Consider the following 21212-nt stretch of genomic DNA (forward strand, 5'->3'; position numbering starts at 1 on the left):
TTAAGCTTCTCGATATTTGAGGTTGTAATTACAGACTTAGTTTATATTTGCTTATGATGGATAATGTAGTTAGTTGTTTTTTAATCATGTGATTGAGAGAAGATATATTTTATTTTCAGTTAAATTGGATTTTGAAAAAGTTGCTTTTATATAGCATGCTTTGAGAAGTAGTGTACTGGATTAAATAATTTTAAAATAAGTAAGATATAAAAATGATAGGATTTGAATTTTATATATAATTTTTTGTAGATTTTCTTATTTAAAAAATATACGGTCGATTTTATGAGTGAAGAGGTTCCTTTTTGGAAAACGAAAAAATTGGAAGAAATTTCCACTTCTGAGTGGGAGAGTCTTTGCGACGGCTGTGGGCATTGTTGTTTGCACAAAGTGGAAGATGAGGATACCGGTGATATTTACACAACTAGCGTTGCTTGCCATCTTTTAGATAGTGAAACTTGTCGGTGTCGGGAGTATACTAATCGGAAATCAATAGTTCCAGATTGTATATCGTTGAATGTTGCAATAGTTAAAACGGCTCGTTGGCTTCCAGAGAATTGCGCTTATAGACTTATTGATGAAGGAAAAGATCTGCAATGGTGGCATCCATTGGTGTCAGGAAGTTATAAGACGGTGCATCAGACTCAGTTTTCTGCGCGTAAACAAATAAAAATTTACGATGACGAATTATCATCTGAAAGAGATTATACTCAGCATATCACCGGTATTTTAAATAAAGACCAATGATATGCATGATATGTTCTATGCAATTTATTCAACAGCAAATGTCACAGTAACATTAACGTTATAATTTAATTCACCACCTGAAAAGTCCGTATCTTCAAAGCTTGTATTTGTTGCCATGCCCATTAAACGTGGTGTGGGGTGAGTATAATTATTGCTTTCCGTGATTTTTAGAATTTTCCCTAATTTTAAATCAGCCGCTTGTGCTATAGTTTCCGCTTTTTCAATGGCTTCAGTAATGGCTTTTTTCCGTGCTTCTTGATAAAATGGCTTTGTATTACTATTAATAAAAGTGATGCCACTAACTGAGTTAACACCGAGTGCCATTGCTTGATCAAATATCTTTCCAGCGTTTGGAAGATCGCGAATGCGGACTGTTAGAGAGTTCGAAACTTGGTAAAGGGTTTCGTTATCTTTTTTTTCATCATGTTTATTTGAACTAGATTGATAAATGGACAAGCCTGATGTTTGCAAATCATTTGCTTGAATGCCACTGCTTTTAAAAGCTTTTATAACACTGTTCATAGATTTGTTATTGGCTGCTAGTGCTTTTTGAGCAGTTTTGTTTTGGGTAACAATGGCTAGGTTGATAATTGCTATGTCTGGTGCGGCGTGACTTTCACCGGTTGCAGCAACAGTAATAGATGGATTTTTAATTATTTCTTCTTCTGCGTGTGCACTGAATGAAGTGATTAATAACGCGAATACCGTCATAGCTATTTTTATTCGGTAGCTATTTAACGCCTGAAAAATTACTTTTTTCATATCTGCTCCTTACTTTGATTGATTTATTATGTTCTCATTTTCTAAAGTTCCTGTAAAGAAGTTAAGATTCTAGAAAAAAATGATAAAAAAGAAAAAAAGGTAGCTTATAATTTAAACAAGCTATTGTGTCATTGAATATTTTAGTTTAGAGAAAGAACAAGCTGTGGGGCCTGTAGCTCAATTGGTTAGAGCCAGCGGCTCATAACCGCTTGGTTGGGGGTTCGAGTCCCTCCGGGCCCACGTTGCCATGTAAAATTGGTATTCTTGTATATATGAATCATCGGCGCTATTGGTTTCAGGGGTTTTATTCTTCGTTTTTTATTTTACGATTTACGGCTTTTTTATAACTTACAACATAGCCAAGTAGAATGACATATTTTATTGGGATTGCAAGGCGTACTGGGTTATAAATTTTTGTTATGTATCGAAAGTCATCCATAAGGGACAATCGTCGGTTTATTGTGATTTCTTATATGTTTTTTTTGATTTATCTTCTATTTAATTATAACTACAAACTTGAGCTTAATAAAAGAAAGTGATGCTTATTTTATAGGATAGAGCTAGTTTAATGCTTTAGGGCGATAAAATTTATTTGCCTAATTCACAGAGAATTGCACAAATTTATCAGTCAATTTGCAGCTTAAGATGTGTGGATAAAGAGGCTGTTTATATAATTTGAAATAGGTCTAGTCTTAGGTTTGGAATCTAGATTTCCAAAATAACAGGATAGATTTCTGAAAACTAAGCAATGTTATGTGCTTTTTTAAGGGGAGAGCAGTTTATTCATAAAAAATTAACCAACTGCTTATTGATAAATTAAAGCAATCCAATTCTTGAACAAAAAGATTTTGCAAAAAAACTCCTTTACGACCGTTTGCAGTGTGCTGCAATTTTGTGAAAAAACACTTCCTTCCCTATTGCAAAAGAAGCATTCTCTCCAAAGTAACGCAAACACATCACACTGCAAACATCCTGTAAAGTAAATTTTATCTTAATAGAAAAATATTAAGATTGTAATTCTTTAATAGGGGCTCTATGCGTGATTTTTTTAATTTGTTCAATATTTACAAGAGTATCATGCTTTGTTGGATATCCCTTACCAGAAAAAGCAACTTTTTGTTCATCTCCTGAGATTAAACGCCAGTACCATTGATTGTGAACTCCTTGAAACACTTCAAAATACATGCCTCTTACCTCATAAAACAGTCTCCAAATTCACGGTATGAACATACGAATCACTTAACCATGAATATTAAGTATGTCTAAATAATAAGTAGTCAACAGATTTTTTTATTTCACAATAAATTTCACAAAAATTACATTCTGTAATAAAAAACATTTTTTCCAATAGACCATAAAAAAGTAACTTCTTTGTTAAAAAAATTCCTTTTTATTTTCACTAGGAAAAATATCAATTTTATTACAAAAAACTTTACACAGCGCTCGAACTTTTGCAATATGAAAAAATTTAAATACTTCTTTTTATTCCAATAAAGTTCGAGTTCTTCCTTTTAATTATAATTATTGATTCGCGACAGCCTCCTTTTGTGATATGCTTCGAATGAGTAAATCGATGAACAGGCTAAGAGTATAAGAGTTAGCCATCTTTGCTTTCATATCCATCAAAGAAGTTGATGTTTTTGAATTAGGTCCATCGAGCGATCCTTGTGCTAGCAAATACTGCTGCAACTTGTTATAAGAATTTTCGACTTTTTCTTTGTCTAATTCTTCATTACGATTACTATTGACAAGAATTTCTTCAAGTCCTTCAATTTTTTTAATAAAATAGTTCCAATCAAAGTCGCCTTGCGTATATTCGTTGTCAAACATTTTTCCTTGTCCTGTTAGAAGCCAGTTAATATTGACTCCGTATAACGTACGATATGTTTGCAAGACACTAAGATTTGGTTCTCTTTCTCCACGCTCATAAAAAGCGATAGAATTTTTTGTCATACTAAAACTTTTAGCTAACGCTTCACGTGATGGATCTCCTAAAGCTAGGCGTACATAACGTAAACGTTTTCCAAATATAGTTTTTGCTTCAGTTTCAGGACGTGCCACGAATTATCTCCCTCAGTAAATCATCATGGTATAATACACAAGGTATAAGATTCAGCAGGTAAATGCACACTACGTATTAATATCTCATTATGCAATGTCAATATTTGTAATCAATATTTATAACATTTATTTCTTTTTATTCTCTAAATTTAGCGGATAGAGGGTAATTTTCAACTTAATTTTCAACTTATTGTGATTTTTAATTTAAAAAATTTAATGAACTTTATCCTTTCTAAATTAAAAGACACACTTATCTGATTCTTCTCTTGTTTTTTAGGGGGGAGATTTCATATAAAGCGCTGTATGCATTCTCTTTTTGTGTGAATGATACATTAAATTTGCGAAATTAAAATTAAAGAAAAATTTTGAGGAATGATCATGGCCTTATTAGGCTATTTTAGGTGGGCTTTTTTTTTCACAATTGTTGGCGTTTTTTTGGGGGGAGCAGTTGGGTGGTTTGAAACAAGAAGTGCTACAGGTTTTTTTAAATATTTTTTCATTTGCTGTCTTTTAGGTATTTTAGAAATTTCTTTATCTTTTGATAATTCTATTATTAATGCTCGCATTCTTGAAAAAATGAATCAGCTATGGCGCCGTCGTTTTTTGGTATGGGGCATTTTAATAGCAGTGTTTGGGATGCGGATTATTTTTCCATTATTGATTGTTGCTGTTGCTGCTTGGATTAATCCTATTGCAGCAGTAAAATTAGCAATATGGGAACCACATCAATATGCTGCAATTTTAACGAGTGCCCATGTAGGTATTTCTGCTTTTGGGGGAACTTTCCTCATGATGGTTGGTTTAAAATATTTCTTTGATCCTGAAAAGGAGGTGCATTGGTTAACTTTTGTGGAGAGGTTAGCTCAAAGGCTTGGTGCATTTGTTAAGATTGATATTACAATTGTTTTTATCTTGATGTTATTTTTTTCAGGACAAATTGTAGCAGAAGATAGGATGATTTTTTTATTAGCGGCGCTTTATGGACTTTTGACGTTCATTGCAGTTGAGGCTGTTGGTTCATTCTTAGATGCTCCAAGAATTACTTTATCTACGGTTGCCAAGGGAGGAGCAGGCTCATTTCTTTATCTAGAAGTTCTGGATGCTAGTTTTTCTTTTGATGGTGTTATTGGGGCTTTTGCTTTTTCACATAACCTTTTTATTATTGCAATTGGTCTTAGTATAGGTGCATTTTATGTTCGCTCTATGACTATTATGTTAGTCGAATCAGGGATATTGTTACATTATCGTTATCTGGAGCATGGTGCTTTTTATGCAATATTAATACTTGCAGTGATTATGTATATGCGAACCATTATACCAGTTCCTGAAACATTAACGGGATTCATTGGTGTACTCATTATTGGAATGTCACTTTACTCTTCTATTCGTTTTAAGCATAATTCTTTAAAAAAACAGGTTGTATCTAGGTAAGCTGTAAGTTTTTGATATCATTGTAATTATTAAGAAAAACAGAGGTCTTTTAAGAAGCCATCAAGAGTTCTATGCCTGTTTCGTTCATGGTTTTAAGTATTGTGTTAAGTGATCCATTTAGATCAATACCGGCACAAGCATTTAATGAAACGCTGACTTTAAAGCCGCATTCTACAGCATGGAGTGCAGAAAAACCGACACAAAAATCTGTTGCTAAGCCACACATAGCTAGTTTCGTAAAACCATGTTCTTTAAGATAAACGTGTAGACCTGTGGGGGTTTTTTGATCATTTTCAAAAAAGGCAGAATAGCTATCAATTTTTTTATTGTAGCCTTTTCGAAGGATGAGTTGTGCTTTATCAGCTCTGAGGGATGTATGAAATTCTGCTCCTTTTGTTCCTTGTATGCAATGATCGGGCCAAAGTGTTTGGAGCCCATAGTCAAGATTAACGGTGTCGTAGGGTGCTTTCCCAGGATGAGAAGAAGCGAAGCTGCAATGATTTTGGGGATGCCAATCTTGGGTTAAAATAACATGATCAAAATGGTCGATAAGATTATTTACTGCAGGTAAAATGATGTCACCCTGTGGTACTGCAAGTGCTCCACCTGGCAAAAAATCATTTTGAATATCAATGACGATTAAGACTTTCTTTTCCATAAATATATTCCTAGAGGTCTCCTTTTTTGTAGTAGACTGTGAAGACTGTATTTTATCTTGCTAGTTTAGAAATGATTTGGTGGATATTGATGTTATTTTTGTAATTATTAAGCCAAAAGAGATTGGGAGACAAATCTTTACAATTCATCTTATAGTTTTTCACTAATTGCAACCATGTGTCAATGGAAAGTGCACTGTAATTGCTATTAGCGACATGCTTGTGTAAAGATTTCATGATCATAGGGCTGGGTACGTCAGATCCCATAAGACGGCGGTCATTTTTTAAACGCAATTTTAGCCACATTAAGGCAAGTGGTGAATACCATTGTTCTTCGTGGCACAAAAGCGATGAAAAGAGGTGAGGATTTTTTACAGCGTAATGTAATGCCCATAAAGCAAAAAAAGAAGGGGCATAGAGAACTGGCTTTATTTGTGGCGTTATATTGCATTGATAGGTTGGATGAATACGATAAAAGCATAATGTTATATCTGGTATAGAAAAGCAAAACGACGTCTGATAGCAGGTTTCAGGTACAGCTAAGAAGATTTTTTTTTTGCTCTGAGAAGGGATATTTTTATGCATTCAAAATCGTAGTGGGGCTTGTGAGAATGGGAAAAATGTATCAATATAGAACTATAGCTCCTGATGCAACATGAATGCTCCTTTGCTGACCGTGAAGTTTAAGACAGCGAAAGTGTTTTTTGAAATTTTAACATTTAATAACTTTTAATATACCGCACAATAAAAATAAAGAGAAGTTTATGGCACGTCAATTTATTTACCACATGGCTGGACTCAATAAAACTTATGGAAATAAAAAAATTTTGGAAGATATTCATCTGTCTTTTTATCCGGATGCAAAGATAGGTATTTTAGGGCCAAATGGTGCGGGTAAATCAACCATTTTACGTATTATGGCTGGATTAGATAAAGAGTATACAGGAGAAGCATGGCTTTCTGAAGGGGCGCGTTGTGGTTATTTGCCACAAGAGCCCGTTCTTGATACAAGCAAGGATGTGTATGGTAATGTGATGGAAGGTGTTGGGGATAAGCAGGCAATTTTGGATCGTTATAACGAATTGATGATGAATTATAGCGAAGAGACGGCTGATGAAGGGGTGCGGCTTCAGGATATCATCGATAGTCAAAACCTCTGGGACTTAGAAAATCAAGTAAAAATGGCTATGGCTGCTCTTGATTGTCCGCCAGCAAATGCAGATGTGGAAAAACTTTCAGGAGGTGAAAAGAGGCGCGTTGCACTTTGTAAGTTACTTTTGTCCAAACCTGATTTATTGCTTTTGGATGAACCAACAAACCACTTGGATGCTGAAACTACAGCTTGGCTTGAAAGACATTTGCGTGAATATCCAGGCGCGGTGCTTTTGATTACACATGATCGTTATTTTCTTGATAATGTCACGGGTTGGATTTTAGAATTAGATCGTGGTAAAGGTATTCCTTATGAGGGGAATTATTCTGCTTATTTGAAAGCTAAAGCAAAACGGATAGCTCAGGAAGGCCGTGAAGAGGCTGCTCGTCAGCGTGCACTGTCACGCGAGCAAGAATGGATAGCATCCAGTCCAAAAGGGCGGCAGGCAAAGTCAAAAGCCCGTATTAAAGCTTATGATGAATTGGTTCGGGCTGCGCATGAGCGTCGTCCTGGAGAGGCACAAATTATTATTCCTATTGGCGAAAGGCTGGGGCAGGTTGTCATTGAAGTTGATAACTTATCTAAAGCATATGGCGAACGTGTGTTAATTGATGCTCTTTCTTTTAAACTTCCTGCCGGTGGGATTGTTGGAGTCATTGGTGCCAATGGGATGGGAAAATCTACTTTATTTAAAATGCTGACAGGGCAGGAGCAGCCAGATTCAGGTCAAATACGTATTGGGGAAACTGCTCAGATGAGTTACGTTGATCAGAGTCGCGATTTATTGGCAGGTGAAAAAACCGTTTGGGAGGAAATTTCTGGTGGAAATGACATTATTAAGTTAGGTAAATATGAGATGAATAGTCGTGCTTACTGTAGCGCGTTTAACTTTAAAGGTGCAGATCAGCAGCAAAAAGTGGCAAATCTTTCAGGAGGGCAGCGCAATCGCGTACATTTGGCTAAACTTTTAAAAGAGGGGGGTAATGTTCTTCTTCTTGATGAGCCGACAAATGATCTTGATACTGAAACGTTGGGTGCGCTGGAAGATGCATTGGAAAATTTTGCTGGTTGCGCGGTTATTATATCGCACGATCGTATGTTTCTTGATCGATTAGCAACTCATATTTTGGCTTTTGAAGGTAATGGTCATGTTGAGTGGTTTGAAGGTAATTTTGCTGAATATGAAGCTGATAAGATTCGCCGTTTTGGTGCAGATGCTCTTAGCCTTAAGCGTGTAAATTATAAACCGCTTACACGATAACATTTTTTGTTTTGCTTGAAGTTGAAATTAAAAAAAATTTGATGGCATGCTGTTAGCTTTATTTTTGAAGGAGAGAGAGTGTGTTGTGTTATAAAGCTAGGCTTTTGGTTAATTGCATCTTATATAAAAAGAGAGTGTAGAATTCTGATTATATTCTTCATGAAGTGATGATCTGTTTAAATATACTGATGGCACATTATGTGGATAGTTTTTACCTATAAAGTTATAATAGAGAGTAGTAAATTTTATATGAAATTTGTGCGATCGCTCTGGTTATTATAGCAGAGTAGATGCCGCGTTCTGTATTACCTATTTCCTATTATCACAACATAATATTTCTAGAATGGACGTAGATATGCATGTGTTGACTTTCTATTAATGTCCGCTGATATTTATATGAGTGGCTAAAAATATTTATGAAAAAGTAGTTAGTTTGGGCGAAATGGTCGTGCTGCAGCTGAGAGCAATGGGAATAGCTGTTTGCATATTGTACGTTTTTGTATCATAAAGATTTAACAGTTTTGGGTTTTATTTTCACCTTTAGCGCGTTGTGCGGTGTGTATCGTTATGTTTGCGTTTATTGTACAAGATGTGAGAAGGGTGAGTCTTATCAGGAAAGGGGACTATTTAAAGCTTTTCGTGATTGTTTAAGTGAAGATTTAATGTGGTGACTGTTACTTTAAGTTTTTCCAGATGGTAATTTAAGTTAGCGTGTATTTAACATCTTTAGTGGGTATTTTAAAATAGTGTTACAAGCGAGAAAGGTATTTTGTACAATAGCGTAATAAGTTATCACAGTAACAGATCACATTGGGGAGAGGGCTTTGCTTAAAATAGTTGGCGATAATATTTGAAATGATGCTGGGCTGTTGATGCAGTTAGAGGCTTTGTATTGAAATGATTTTCAGGTTTTTATACTTTTTATATGTATGCAGTTTAAGTTGCTATTAAGAGTGATTCTTTGGGTTTGTTTTTTAGAAAAACAACTTTTTATCTAGAAATTTTTTGTTGGGTTTTAATTAAACTTTTTGATAGTTCTCAGATGGCATTTAATGAGGTTGTACGTGTTTTTGCGTTCTCATGATATTATTGGTCGTGGATTTTTTTCTGCCATGAGTTTAAATTTTTACTTTCTGATTATGTTCATGGGTATTCTTGGATTTTCAGATTTATACATAGGGTAGTGATTTAAAAATGCAGAGCTCATTCAAGAATAAGCGGTTGGTCTTATTCCCATGCAAAATGTGAGGGCTTATTAAGCTTTAGTTGCTCGTAGATTGGCGTTTATTGGTAAATGATATACAATAAAACAATACTGGATTTTTTATAATAATATTTTCTAAAATATTAGTTTCTTTTTTTAGTGCGTGAAAATAGTTTACGTTCATATTAATGCGCAATATCTTTAGTTTTTTCTGTGATCTTAAGGAGTCTAAAATATTTTTATAGCCACATTTAAAGTTTAATTATGATTGTTGTTGAATAATTATTGTATTCATATGGTTGTTTTTTCACAGAGATTAAAGCGATAAAAACCGTATATGTTTTCTAAAATTTTATAGCGATGAATTTTTTTAGCAAAATTATAATAAAAATGAAGATGATAAAAAGATATTTTTGAGTATACTCTAAAGCGAAATTGCTTCAAATTGGATCAATTTTTATTGTGTTCTGCCTAAATTTAGTCATTTTTAAAGCAATTTGCAACTTTTTTGTATTTTTTGTATAAAAGATGACAAGAAATTCTTGTTGTTTAGAATATTTTACTTCATAGCATGATTACATCGGCTATTTTAGCGGATGTGAGAAGACGATCAGGGGACCTCCTCCCCTCCCCCCGCGTGGATCCCTTAGATTGTCTGGCCTGACTGGGGGAAACCTCAGCCGGGCCTTTTAGGGATCAATATTCAAGTATTATAATGTGATGAGAAGTAGTAGGTATGTGACGTTATGTCGCATGGTGAAAAGTCACTGAAGATTACTTGTGATAAGTGTTATACTCTAATGTTTTTTGTAATGGGAGGGATTCTGTAGTGATTGAGGGTCTGAGGATTGTGAATAAGGAGCTTGCCTAGTATATTGCGACGTTTGTGAGTGAAATTATGGAATTTTTCTGGCGGCGTATAACTTTAGCCCTGTTTTTTTTATTGATTTTAGGAGCTATTTTCTTTACTTTTCAGAGTAGAACGGTTTTTGAGTTTGTGTTTGCCAAGCGATTTTCTTCTAATCAAACCAAGGTGTCCCATCATGCGGAGGCGGATTTAACAGAAGGTATAATTTTAGAAAGATTGTTAGTATCCTCTCCAGGTATTATAGAGAGCATTTCTAAGATGAATTCTCAGCAAAAAGAAAAGGCAATTGAGCTTGTGCGTCAAAAGGCGATTGCTATTGCTACTATGAATGGTTGGAGCGATGAACGTGCGCGAGAGTTTGGTAAATCTGTTGCCATGGCTATATCAAAAGCCGCTTCTCGTGCTTCAGTTGGTAATGATTATTTTTAGCTTTTTATAAAATTGGGGAAATTATACGTTTTTTGTTGACACAAATTTTTTATTATGTTCTCTGCAGTGAAAAAAGTTTGTAGGAGGGCTATTATATAGATGTGGGTGAAAAGCTAGATTATTTAAGTGCTGCTTTTCAACGAGTATGGTGTTTGTTTCTATTTAAGAAGTGCTGCATTGGTGCGCGTATGTATTTTGTTCTCTACAAAATGGTTGGTTTTGGCAAATAGGGTTTGTGTAGTTCCATAGTTTTTGTAACGAGTTTGCCTCTCCATGAAGTATTGAGAGCGTTTTTTTTCTAAGTATTAATGATATTGAGCAGCATTTTGATAAAGGCATCCTAATTTATATCTTCTTTTCATGATTAGAGGGTTAGCATATTGGGTGTTCAATAGTTACGCGTGAAAAATGATAGAGATTTTTCAGAAAAATTTTCGTTCGCTAAAAGTTATTAGTATAGCAGATATCAGTAACTGATATATTACATGATTTTAATTTAGTGTTTTCAAGTTCGTATTATAATTTTTTTACTTTTTCAATATTTTGTAAAATAATTATATACTTAATAAATTGATTATTTTTCTTTTTATATAGAAATTTATCTTGATATTTTCATTTTAGCAACACTTTTTAGCTTTCTTTTTACATATAATACACCCACAAAGTTTTTATAGCTGTGATTTAAGAATGTTTTATTAAAGAGAAAGAGAATGCAATTTTTAAAAATCCTTTTAAGCACAGCATGTGCTGTATCTTTTATGATTAACATAAGTGTGGCTCGTGTTGCGCTAAATGCTCCAGAAGGTTCAGATGAGCGCTTAACGAGTGTTGTTTCTAAGACGCCTGCTCGTCCTTATGAATCTCTTATTAATAAACTTGCGATTAAGTATAATGTTCCCGTTAATTTAGCACATGCTGTTGTAAGTGTTGAAAGTAGCTATAAAGCATATATAAGGGGTGCTGCTGGTGAAATAGGTCTGATGCAAATTAAGCCATCTACTGCACGAGCATTAGGTTTTAGTGGTTCTGTGAAGGATCTTTACGACCCTGCGACTAATCTTGAATATGGTATGCGCTATTTAGCACGGGCATATAAGTTAAGTGGTGGCAGTACGTGTGGCACAATTCTTAAATATAATGCAGGTCACGCTGCAAAAAAAATGAATTCCGTCTCAGCAAAATATTGCACAAAAGTGAAAACTTATCTCGCTTCATTAAAGTAATAATGTCTTTTGAAGATGGTAAGTTTTTTATAAAGATTTATAAAATGTTTTTGTTGAACTATTTTCACTTAATTAAAAATGTTTTATAAATGATGTGTCAGTCGGCTGGGCAGCCGCGCTTGCTCAATGCTTAAAGATGGTAAGTGAGGAAAGTCCGGGCTCCATGGAAAAACGGTGCCGGGTAACACCCGGCGGGGGTGACCCTAGGGAAAGTGCCACAGAAAGCAAACCGCCTATTTTTGGTAGGTAAGGGTGAAAGGGTGGGGTAAGAGCCCACCGCGCATTCAGTAATGAGTGTGGCAAGGTAAACCCCACCGGGAGCAAGACCGAATAGGAATGACGCGCAAGGCTTAACTTGCAGCCAGTTTCCAGGTAAGTCATTCGGGTAGGTTGCACGAGGCGGATGGTAACATCCGTCCTAGATGAATGGTTGCCATGTAAAGTGTGAGCTTTACCATACAGAACCCGGCTTACAGGCCGACTGATATTTATGTAATTATATTGTACATAATTGATACTGTACATATTTTGCTATGAAAATTTGGTTTTTTATCTGTGCACTTGAAAAGAAGAGTGTGCTTTTTTTATCATAACATTTTTTTAAACATAACGCGTTAATATCTTCGTTGAACTAACTTTAGTTCTGTTTTCTTTCATTATGAGAGGGATACGAGAGCTAAAGTTTTGGTTATCATGGCACTATTTGTTATTAATAGTTATGATTTGAATAAGCGTAAACCAAGACGGATTATTTTGATAAAACAGGGTAACAGAGCTGAACGTCATATTCCAGTGTTGTTACAGTCAGTTTTAGCTGGGCTTGCACCATTGGCTGGGATAAAAATAATTGATGGCACCTTTGGTGCTGGTGGTTATACGCGTGCTTTTTTAAATGCAGGTGCAGATGTTATTGCTCTTGATCGTGATCCTCTAGCTATTCGTGAGGGACAACCACTTGTTGATGAATTTTTTCCGCGGCTTCGTTTGGTGCAAATGGAATTTTCAAAGTTGGATCGCGTAGTTGAAGAGAAGGTGGATGCGGTTATTTTAGATATAGGTGTATCTTCAATGCAGATCGATGAGGCTGAAAGGGGGTTTTCTTTTCAAAAAGATGGTCCGTTGGATATGAGAATGGCTCAGACAGGTTTTACAGCAAGCGATGTTGTCAATCATTTAAAAGTCAATGAGTTAGCTCAGATATTTAAAATATTAGGAGAAGAGCGTTATGCAGGTCGAATTGCACGGATGATTGAAAAGCGCCGTTCTGTTCGTCCTTTTTTACGTACAGGTGATCTTGCTAATGTCATTGAAGCATTAGTAGGTCGTAGCTCGAAAGATCGTATTCATCCCGCAACACGTGTGTTTCAGGCTCTTCGCATATATGTTAATGATGAAATTGGTGAACTTGCGCGCGGCTTATTTGCTGCTGAACGTGTTTTGAAAGCAGGAGGTCGTTTAGGCGTGGTGAGTTTTCATTCTCTTGAAGATCGCATGGTCAAAAGATTTTTTTCTGCTCGCTCAGGAGTACAAGGAAGATCACGCTATCTTCCTGAAGTAGAGGCATCTCCAGCGACATTTTTTCCTTTGTTTAAGGGTGGAATAACTGCAAGCAAAGAAGAGTTAGCACAAAATCCTCGTGCACGTTCTGCAAGGTTGCGTATCGGTGTGCGCACCAAGGCAGATAATCTCGCTGCAGACATGAAATTATTTGGCTTGAGTGAGATTGCTTGTTTTGAAGGTAGCAAAAAATGACAGTTTTTCGCACTTTGGATATGATTTTAGTAATGGTTATGATTTGTATGGCAGGTCTTACTTATAAGGTGAAATATGATGTCCAAAAACGTATGAGCGAAATTCGTCGTCTTGAACATAAAATTTTAGTAGAAAAAAATATGGTTCACTTGCTTCATGCTGAATGGGCTGTAATGATAGAGCCTTCACGGATGCAAAAGCTTGCAAAGCGTTATAAAAAAGAGCTTGGTTTAGAGATAATTCAACCTCGCCAAATTGTTGAATTTAAAGATATTCCGATACGTGTGCATGATGAAATTGAGGAAATTATTAAACAAAATACTTTGGAAAAGAGTAAAAATTTTTTGGCAAATAATCGTGCTGCACGTATGGATGATGTTATTCAAAAGGGCGTGCAGTGATAAAGCTATCTTTTCTATTTTCGCGGAAAAAAAATCGCTTAAATAATAAGCTAAATATTCATAATCTTTCTGTTGATCGCTTGTATTCTATTCGTTTGCGTTTGCTTTTGTCTTTGTTATGTTTTTTCATTTTATATGGCATTATGGGGGCGTGTCTTATCTCATATGGGCTTAAAGGTGGACAGATTGAAGAAGCGAAAGGACCAGCAGTTTTTCAGTTAGCTGCTCGACCTGATATTATTGATCGCAATGGGCGTTTATTGGCAACGGACATTAAGACTTATTCACTTTTTGCTGAACCACGACGTATCATTGATGTGGATGAAACAATTGAATTGCTCTCAACAGTTTTGCCCAATCTTAATTGGCAGGAGACTTATAAGCGCTTAAAAAGAAAATCTAGCTTTTCTTGGATACAACGTGGATTAACGCCAACGCAAAAATCACAAATTATGGCGCTTGGTATTCCGGGTATTGGTTTTTATACTGAAATTCGTCGTTTTTATCCAAGTGGATCTGTAGCATCGCATGTTCTTGGCATGGTTAATGTTGACAATCATGGCATAGCGGGTATGGAAAAATATATTGATGATACTGGTTTGAGTGTTTTGCGTGCTGCTGGTCTTGCAACGGAATCATCATTAAAGCCAGTTCAGCTTTCACTTGATATACGTATTCAGACAATTGTACATGATGAATTGATCCAAGCGATGAAGCGTTATAAAGCAATTGCTGCTGGAGCAATCATTTTAAATATTCACACTGGTGAAGTTTTAGCTATGGCATCTATACCTGATTTTAGTCCTACAAATCCTGTTGATGCTTTGAAAAGTGATCGCTTAAATCGGATGACTGCTGGAGTTTTTGAAATGGGATCTATCATTAAAAGCTTTACGACGGCGATGGCACTTGATTCAAATCTTTTTCATTTAAACAGTGTCATCGATGCTTCACAGCCTATTCAAGCAAGTGGACATTATTTTATTCGTGATTTTCATGGAAAAAGTCGTCCTCTAACATTATGGGAAGTTTTTATTTATTCTTCTAACATTGGTTCTGCTAAAGAAGCATTGGCGATAGGGGTTGATGAACATCGTAATTTTTTAAAACGGTTAGGTCTACTTGATCGTGTAGTAACCGAATTACCTGAAGTTGCTCATCCTGTTGAACCGCGTCATTGGCGTGATATTCATTCTATGACAATTTCGTTTGGGCATGGTATGGCAACAACGCCTTTACAAACAGCAGTAGCTGCTGCTGCTTTAATGAATGGTGGTTGGTTAATTTCCCCCACTTTTTTAAAGCGCACAAAAGCACAAGCTTTTCAACATGCAAAGTCGGTTTTACATCCTAAAACGAGTCAAGATATGCGCTACCTTTATAAATTAAATAGCAGTATAGGTTCTGGGCGTAATGCAAAAGTGGAGGGGTATCGCGTTGGTGGTAAGACAGGGACAGCTGAAAAAGTTGAAAATGGAAAATATTCTAAAACAAAAAATTTAAATAGTTTTCTTGCTGCTTTTCCGATTGATGATCCTTCTTATGTTATCTTAACAATTATTGATGAACCTCAGTCTGAAGATGGAAAAAAATCGGCAACAGCAGCAATGAATGCAGGACCGATGCTTGCTAATATTGTTCGCCGCTCAGCTAGCCTTTTGGGAATTAAACCAGATTTTAAGAAAGAATACGAGCCAATTTTAAATTTGAATAGTGATATGAGACTGTTAAAAACAATGGTGAGAAATTAACATAGAGATAGGTGTTTGGTCATGTTACTTGGAGCATTGTTTCCGGAATATATTAAAGAGGATTGTCTTGGACACATTGAAATTACAGGAATAAGTGCAGATTCTCGACAAATATTGCCGGGCTATGTTTTTGTGGCTATTCAAGGAAATAAGGGTGATGGCAGACAATACATAAATGATGCGATAAAGCGTGGTGCGAAAGCGATTGTGACAGATTATAATTTCACCTTTGAGAATTTATCTGTTCCGGTTTTGCGTGTTTTAGATGTTCGTCATAGTTTAGCGGTAGCAGCTGCACGTTTTTATGGTCTCCAACCTAAAACTGTCGTAGCTGTAACAGGTACAAGTGGTAAGACATCGGTTGTATCTTTTGTCCAGCAAATTTGGAAATATGCTGGGCTTTGTGCAGCTAGCATAGGGACGATAGGTGTTGTTTCTCAAAAACGGAATGATTATGGATCTCTCACGACACCAGATCCAGTAATTCTGCAGCGTTTATTATGTGAAGTTACGAAAGAGGGGGTTACGCATGCTGCTCTTGAAGCTTCTTCGCACGGACTTGATCAGAGCCGGCTTGATGGGATTCATTTAGCGGCAGCTGCTTTTACGAATTTAGGTCATGATCATATGGATTATCATACGTGCGTGGAGGATTATTTGCGTGCTAAAATGAGATTGTTTGATACGCTTTTGCCGCAAAATTCTCCTGCTTTAATTTTTGCAGATGATGTTTATTCACAAAAAGTTATTGATTATGTTGAACGCGCGCATCGCCGTGTGTTAACAATTGGACGTAAAGGGCAGTTTATCACAATTAATCGCGTTGAGCATCAACGTGCAAAACAGTGCGTTGAATGCCGTATGGGAGACAATATTTACACATTTAATTTGCCTTTAGCTGGAGATTTTCAAGTAGCCAATGCACTTATGGCCGCAGGGTTGGCGATTGCAACGGGTGTGTCCTCTGATGAAGTTTTTCGTTTTCTTGAAAATTTGCGAGGAGCACCTGGCAGATTGGAATTGGTGGGAAAAACAGAAAACAATGCCCCTGTTTATGTAGATTATGCGCATAAACCAGAAGCTTTGGAGCAAGTATTGCTTTCTGTTCGCCCTTTTACGCAGAAACGTCTCATTCTTGTTTTTGGTTGTGGTGGTGATCGTGATAAAGCAAAAAGACCTTTAATGGGAAAAATTGCAGCTAATAAAGCTGATATTGTTATTGTGACTGATGATAATCCTCGCACTGAAATGCCGGAACAAATTAGAAAAGAGATTTTACAAGCAGCACCAGAAGCAATAGAAATAGCAGATCGGGGTGAAGCAATTTCTTATGCAGTGGGGCTTCTTGAAGCTGGAGATACATTGATTATAGCTGGAAAAGGTCATGAAGATGGTCAGATTATAGGGCAAAAAACCTATCCCTTTTCGGATCATTTGCACGTGCTTTCTGCTTTAAAGGAAAGATATTAATGACCGCGCTATGGGATAAACAGACACTTCTGACTGCAATGAATGGTTTTGCAATTGGATGCTTGCCAGAGACATTTTCTGGGATTTCTATTGACAGTCGGACACTTGTAAAAGGCGATGTTTTTTTTTGTATAAAAGGAGATCGTTTTGATGGTCATGATTTTGCTGCACAAGCTTATGCACAAGGTGCTGGAGCTGTTGTAATTGCACAAGATCATTTGTCTGAAATAGAAAAATTAGCTCTTCCATTAATTGTTGTTCCTGACGTTTTGCAAGCATTAAAAAAACTTGCTCAAGCAGCACGTAAGCGTTCAAAGGCTAAGGTTATTGCCATAACAGGTTCTGCTGGGAAAACAACGACAAAAGAAATTCTAAAACAAGCACTTGAAACTGTTGGAAAAGTTCACGCTAATCCCGCATCTTTTAACAATTGTTGGGGGGTTCCGCTAACTTTAGCGCGGATGCCTGTAGATAGTGATTATGGCATTTTCGAAATTGGCATGAATCATAAAGATGAAATTCGTCCTCTCGTTAAGTTAGTTCGTCCACATGTGGTTTTGATTACGCGGATTGCTGCTGGACATATGGGATTTTTTAACAATCTTGAGGAAATTGCAGATGCAAAAGCTGAGATTTTTGAAGGGTTAGATGGAGAGGGCATTGCCATTTTAAATGCAGATGATGATTTCTTTTCTTATTTAGTTCATAAAGCAAAACAATGTGGTGTGAAGAAGATTTTTAGTTTTGGTGAAGTTCACCATGCTGATTATCAAGTTAAAGAACTTCGTCTTTTGACTGATTCTTCTCATGTGGTTGTACGCATTGCTTCTGGTCATGATATGATGGTTAAAATCGGTGCTCCTGGTCAACATATCGTATATAATAGTCTAGGAGTTCTTGCCGTTTGTGATGCTGTTGGTGCTAATTTAGAGCATATTGCTTTCGCTTTGGGCTGTTTTTCTCTCCAAAAAGGTCGTGGTATTTGTCACCGGTTGTTTTTACCAAATGGTGGAGTGTTTCATTTAATTGATGAAAGTTATAATGCAAATCCTGCCTCTATGCGGGCTGCTCTTAATCTCCTTGCTACGGGACCTATAGGAAAAAAGGGACGGAGAATTGCTGTTTTGGGAGATATGCTTGAATTGGGAACTTATAGTGAAAAACTTCATCGTGATTTAGTCGAACCCATATGTGCTTCTGGTGCTGATTTAGTCTTTTTGTTTGGTGAGGCAATGAAGTTTTTAACTCCTGATCTGTCTGCTTATGTTCAGGTTCATTATGCTGAAAATATTGAAAAGATTTTGCCGCTTATTTTTTCAGAAATTTCAGATGGAGATCTGATTATGATTAAGTCATCCCGTAGTGTTCATTCATCAGATATTGTGATTGCACTTTTGGATAGCTATAAAATGATTTCTCTATAATTTTAATAGGTTTTTTTACGTTATGATGCTGTTTTTTTCTTTGCTTAGTGATTGGCTTCCAGGCGTCAATGTTTTTCGTTACATTACTTTTCGTACTGTGGCGGCTATACTTACATCGGGACTTATTGTGTTTTTGTTTGGTCCTAGCATCATTGCTGCCCTTAAATTGCGGCAGGGGAAAGGGCAGCCGATTCGGGCTGATGGTCCTCAAACACATTTTAAAAAAGCTGGGACACCCACTATGGGTGGATTAATGATTTTAACTGGCGTTGTGGTATCGGCACTTTTGTGGTGTAATTTATCAAATGTTTATTTTTGGATATCATTGTTGGTTATGCTTTTTTTTGGAGCAATTGGTTTTTATGACGATTATCTTAAGGTAACAAAACAAACGGAGAAGGGGTTTTCTGGTAAAGCACGGCTAAGTTTAGAGTTTTTGATTGCAATGATTGCTGCTTTTTTCATTTTGCAAATTGGCTCACCTGATTTAGCTTTGCCTTTTGTGAAAGATTATTTTATCAATTTAAGCTGGTTTTTTATTCCTTTTTCTGCTTTTGTTATGGTAGCGACTGGTAATGCAGTTAATGTAACTGATGGTCTTGATGGGCTCGCTATTGTTCCTGTCATGGTTGCTGCTCTTTCTTTTGCTCTGATTGCTTATCTTTCTGGTAATATAAATTTCGCTGATTATCTACAAATCCATTATGTCTCGGGGACAGGTGAATTGGCTGTTTTATTAGGAGCTGTTGTTGGTGCTGGTCTTGGATTTTTATGGTTTAATGCACCCCCTGCTGCGATTTTTATGGGAGATACTGGCTCATTAGCGCTTGGAGGATTGTTGGGTGTTGTCGCTGTAGCAACCAAACATGAAATTGTTTTGGTTCTTATTGGTGGGATTTTTGTTTTGGAAGCATTCTCGGTTGTTATTCAGGTTGGTTACTTCAAATTAACAAAAAAGCGTGTTTTCCTTATGGCGCCGGTTCATCATCATTTTGAGAAAAAAGGCTGGACAGAAAGTCAAATCGTAATACGCTTTTGGATCATTTCAATCGTTTTAGCTTTGATTGGTCTTTCAACACTTAAGTTGCGGTGAGATTGTGATTTCTATTGAATGTTATAAAGGTCAAAAAGTTGCTCTGTTTGGGTTAGGACGGTCAGGAATAGCGGCGGCACAGGCGTTGATGAGTGGCGGTGCAGAAGTGGTCGCGTGGGACGATAATCTTTCAGGTGTGAAAGCGGCTAGTGAGGTCAATATTCCAATCAAAGATCTTCGGTGTGAGGACTGGTCCAAATTTGTTGCATTGATTTTAACGCCTGGAGTCTCTTTAACTTATCCTAGGCCTCATTGGGTCGTTGATAAAGCGCATCAAGCAAATATAGAAATTATCGGTGATATTGAATTATTTGTTCGTGCGCGTAATCATTTTTTACAGCATTCTGGTCTTGGTGATAAAGATGTTCCATTTGTTGCTATTACGGGCACAAATGGGAAGTCGACAACAACGGCTTTGCTTACCCATTTATTAAAGGAAATGGGGTATGATGTGCAGATGGGAGGAAATATTGGAACTCCAATATTAATGTTAAAGCCATTTATTAAAAAATGTATCTATGTAATTGAATGTTCATCGTTTCAGATTGATCTTACACCATCTCTTCAACCGACAGTTGGTATTTTGTTGAACTTAACGCCGGATCATATTGATCGCCATGGTAGCTTTGCTCATTATGTGCAAGTCAAAAAGTATCTGGTGTCTAAAGCATTTCATGCCTTTATTTCAATTGATGATGCAGCTTGTCATGATTTGTATCAAAAATTAGTTGATGAGGGGCGCAAAGTTGAGGCAATTTCTAAGAATAATTCTATTGAAAATGGTTTTTATGCAGAGGGGACAAAACTTTTTTCTGCTCGTTGTGGAAAGTCTCATATGCTTGCAGATCTTGCTCATATAAGCACATTGCGTGGTAGTCATAACGCACAAAATACTCTTATGGTATTGGCAACATTACAGGCTTTAAAAATTACTGATCCACACATAGAAAAGCACTTAGCAAGTTTTAAGGGGTTGGCGCATCGTATGCAGCAGGTGCGTAAAATTGGGTCAGTTTTGTTTATCAATGATAGCAAAGCTACCAATGCAGATGCATCAGCTCCTGCGCTTTCTGCTTTTAGTGATATTTTTTGGATTGTTGGAGGGCAGGCAAAGAAAGGTGGAATTAATATTCTTAAAGAGTTTTTTTATAAAATTCGTAAAGCCTATTTGATTGGGAGTTCAGCAGAAAAATTTTCTGGTGTTATTGGGTCTGCTTTTCCTTTTTCGATGAGCTTAACTTTAGAAAATGCAGTGCATGAAGCGGCTATGGATGCAGCTTGTTGTAAAGAGAAAGAGGTTGTTGTTCTTTTTTCACCAGCTTGTGCAAGTTACGATCAATTCAAAAACTATGAGGTGCGTGGAGAAGCATTTGTTTCTTTTGTTATGCAGTTAAAAGGAACATAAAGTATAAAAAATTGTTTTGTGTTAATATTCCGGAATCCTTTTTCCTGTAATTCAGTTTTTGAAGTGCTTGCTAAAAAATGGGCAAACCATGTCACTTTGATAAAATAGTGAAAAGGATAAAGTG

The 21212-nt window shown here is 36.4% G+C and carries 17 protein-coding genes, 1 tRNA gene and 1 other RNA gene; 14 read left to right on the forward strand and 5 right to left on the reverse strand.

Annotation, left to right across the window (positions count from 1 at the left end; all coding sequences use genetic code 11):
- The first annotated feature begins 282 nt into the window (after positions 1 to 282).
- Positions 283 to 744 carry a YcgN family cysteine cluster protein gene (locus tag V4B18_RS03670; protein ID WP_455476465.1) on the forward strand — a complete coding sequence of 154 codons (462 nt, stop codon included), beginning with the start codon at positions 283 to 285 and terminating at the stop codon, positions 742 to 744.
- A gap of 24 nt (positions 745 to 768) precedes the next feature.
- Here V4B18_RS03670 and V4B18_RS03675 read toward each other — a convergent pair whose 3' ends face one another.
- A complete protein-coding gene (locus V4B18_RS03675; protein ID WP_455476466.1) occupies positions 769 to 1506 on the reverse strand; it encodes an SIMPL domain-containing protein in 738 nt (245 codons plus the stop codon).
- Between the two features lie 166 nt (positions 1507 to 1672).
- Between V4B18_RS03675 and V4B18_RS03680 the strand changes: the two genes are divergently transcribed.
- A tRNA-Ile gene (locus V4B18_RS03680) sits at positions 1673 to 1746 on the forward strand.
- Between the two features lie 765 nt (positions 1747 to 2511).
- Here the strand turns inward: V4B18_RS03680 and V4B18_RS03685 are convergent.
- A complete protein-coding gene (locus tag V4B18_RS03685; protein ID WP_455476467.1) occupies positions 2512 to 2691 on the reverse strand; it encodes a YegP family protein in 180 nt (59 codons plus the stop codon).
- A gap of 336 nt (positions 2692 to 3027) precedes the next feature.
- On the reverse strand, positions 3028 to 3567 hold the full coding sequence (locus V4B18_RS03690) for a helix-turn-helix domain-containing protein (protein ID WP_455476468.1): 540 nt from the start codon (positions 3565 to 3567) through the stop codon (positions 3028 to 3030).
- A 378-nt stretch (positions 3568 to 3945) separates the two neighbouring features.
- Between V4B18_RS03690 and V4B18_RS03695 the strand changes: the two genes are divergently transcribed.
- Complete coding sequence (locus tag V4B18_RS03695; RefSeq protein ID WP_455476469.1) at positions 3946 to 4998, forward strand: DUF475 domain-containing protein; 1053 nt, start codon at positions 3946 to 3948, stop codon at positions 4996 to 4998.
- A gap of 49 nt (positions 4999 to 5047) precedes the next feature.
- On the opposite strand, the gene pncA is transcribed toward V4B18_RS03695, so the two are convergent.
- Together pncA and V4B18_RS03705 are read right to left on the reverse strand one after the other, a co-directional pair.
- Positions 5048 to 5656 (reverse strand): bifunctional nicotinamidase/pyrazinamidase, encoded by a 609-nt coding sequence (gene pncA / locus V4B18_RS03700; protein ID WP_455476470.1) that lies wholly within the window; start codon positions 5654 to 5656, stop codon positions 5048 to 5050.
- Positions 5657 to 5708: 52 nt separating this feature from the next.
- Entirely contained in the window at positions 5709 to 6239 is a 531-nt protein-coding gene (locus V4B18_RS03705; protein WP_455476471.1) for a hypothetical protein, read from the reverse strand.
- A gap of 179 nt (positions 6240 to 6418) precedes the next feature.
- Between V4B18_RS03705 and ettA the strand changes: the two genes are divergently transcribed.
- The 11 genes from ettA to murD all read left to right on the forward strand — a co-directional run bounded on the left by ettA (position 6419) and on the right by murD (position 21088).
- Positions 6419 to 8068 (forward strand): energy-dependent translational throttle protein EttA, encoded by a 1650-nt coding sequence (gene ettA, locus V4B18_RS03710; RefSeq protein WP_455476472.1) that lies wholly within the window; start codon positions 6419 to 6421, stop codon positions 8066 to 8068.
- Between the two features lie 2090 nt (positions 8069 to 10158).
- The gene (locus tag V4B18_RS03715) at positions 10159 to 10569 is read left to right on the forward strand and encodes a hypothetical protein (RefSeq protein ID WP_455476473.1); all 411 of its coding nucleotides are present in this window, start codon (positions 10159 to 10161) and stop codon (positions 10567 to 10569) included.
- Positions 10570 to 11279: 710 nt separating this feature from the next.
- Entirely contained in the window at positions 11280 to 11792 is a 513-nt protein-coding gene (locus V4B18_RS03720; protein WP_455476474.1) for a lytic transglycosylase domain-containing protein, read from the forward strand.
- A 97-nt stretch (positions 11793 to 11889) separates the two neighbouring features.
- Positions 11890 to 12281, forward strand: an RNA gene (gene rnpB / locus V4B18_RS03725) — RNase P RNA component class A.
- Between the two features lie 264 nt (positions 12282 to 12545).
- Entirely contained in the window at positions 12546 to 13544 is a 999-nt protein-coding gene (gene rsmH, locus V4B18_RS03730; RefSeq protein WP_455476520.1) for a 16S rRNA (cytosine(1402)-N(4))-methyltransferase RsmH, read from the forward strand.
- Positions 13541 to 13945, forward strand: coding sequence for a cell division protein FtsL (gene ftsL, locus V4B18_RS03735; protein ID WP_455476475.1), 405 nt, complete (start codon positions 13541 to 13543; stop codon positions 13943 to 13945). Before rsmH ends, ftsL begins: the two co-directional genes overlap by 4 nt.
- The gene (locus tag V4B18_RS03740; RefSeq protein WP_455476521.1) at positions 13945 to 15696 is read left to right on the forward strand and encodes a peptidoglycan D,D-transpeptidase FtsI family protein; all 1752 of its coding nucleotides are present in this window, start codon (positions 13945 to 13947) and stop codon (positions 15694 to 15696) included. The genes ftsL and V4B18_RS03740 overlap by 1 nt, the downstream gene beginning before the upstream one ends.
- Before the next feature lie 21 nt (positions 15697 to 15717).
- Positions 15718 to 17166, forward strand: coding sequence for a UDP-N-acetylmuramoyl-L-alanyl-D-glutamate--2,6-diaminopimelate ligase (locus V4B18_RS03745; protein WP_455476476.1), 1449 nt, complete (start codon positions 15718 to 15720; stop codon positions 17164 to 17166).
- Entirely contained in the window at positions 17166 to 18590 is a 1425-nt protein-coding gene (locus tag V4B18_RS03750) for a UDP-N-acetylmuramoyl-tripeptide--D-alanyl-D-alanine ligase (protein ID WP_455476477.1), read from the forward strand. The genes V4B18_RS03745 and V4B18_RS03750 overlap by 1 nt, the downstream gene beginning before the upstream one ends.
- A gap of 22 nt (positions 18591 to 18612) precedes the next feature.
- Positions 18613 to 19683, forward strand: coding sequence for a phospho-N-acetylmuramoyl-pentapeptide-transferase (mraY, locus tag V4B18_RS03755; protein WP_455476478.1), 1071 nt, complete (start codon positions 18613 to 18615; stop codon positions 19681 to 19683).
- A gap of 4 nt (positions 19684 to 19687) precedes the next feature.
- Positions 19688 to 21088, forward strand: a complete 1401-nt coding sequence (gene murD, locus V4B18_RS03760; protein WP_455476479.1) for a UDP-N-acetylmuramoyl-L-alanine--D-glutamate ligase — start codon at positions 19688 to 19690, stop codon at positions 21086 to 21088.
- The last annotated feature ends 124 nt before the right edge of the window (positions 21089 to 21212 follow it).

It is taken from the genome of Bartonella sp. B17, from assembly GCF_053795755.1.

Coding starts and splice junctions, on each gene's coding strand:
- V4B18_RS03670 (WP_455476465.1), top strand. CDS start 283: ATGAGTGAAGAGGTTCCTTTTTGGAAAACGAAAAAATTGGAAGAAATT.
- V4B18_RS03675 (WP_455476466.1), bottom strand. CDS start 1,506: ATGAAAAAAGTAATTTTTCAGGCGTTAAATAGCTACCGAATAAAAATA.
- V4B18_RS03685 (WP_455476467.1), bottom strand. CDS start 2,691: ATGTATTTTGAAGTGTTTCAAGGAGTTCACAATCAATGGTACTGGCGT.
- V4B18_RS03695 (WP_455476469.1), top strand. CDS start 3,946: ATGGCCTTATTAGGCTATTTTAGGTGGGCTTTTTTTTTCACAATTGTT.
- pncA (WP_455476470.1), bottom strand. CDS start 5,656: ATGGAAAAGAAAGTCTTAATCGTCATTGATATTCAAAATGATTTTTTG.
- V4B18_RS03705 (WP_455476471.1), bottom strand. CDS start 6,239: ATGCATAAAAATATCCCTTCTCAGAGCAAAAAAAAAATCTTCTTAGCT.
- ettA (WP_455476472.1), top strand. CDS start 6,419: ATGGCACGTCAATTTATTTACCACATGGCTGGACTCAATAAAACTTAT.
- V4B18_RS03720 (WP_455476474.1), top strand. CDS start 11,280: ATGCAATTTTTAAAAATCCTTTTAAGCACAGCATGTGCTGTATCTTTT.
- ftsL (WP_455476475.1), top strand. CDS start 13,541: ATGACAGTTTTTCGCACTTTGGATATGATTTTAGTAATGGTTATGATT.
- V4B18_RS03745 (WP_455476476.1), top strand. CDS start 15,718: ATGTTACTTGGAGCATTGTTTCCGGAATATATTAAAGAGGATTGTCTT.
- V4B18_RS03750 (WP_455476477.1), top strand. CDS start 17,166: ATGACCGCGCTATGGGATAAACAGACACTTCTGACTGCAATGAATGGT.
- mraY (WP_455476478.1), top strand. CDS start 18,613: ATGATGCTGTTTTTTTCTTTGCTTAGTGATTGGCTTCCAGGCGTCAAT.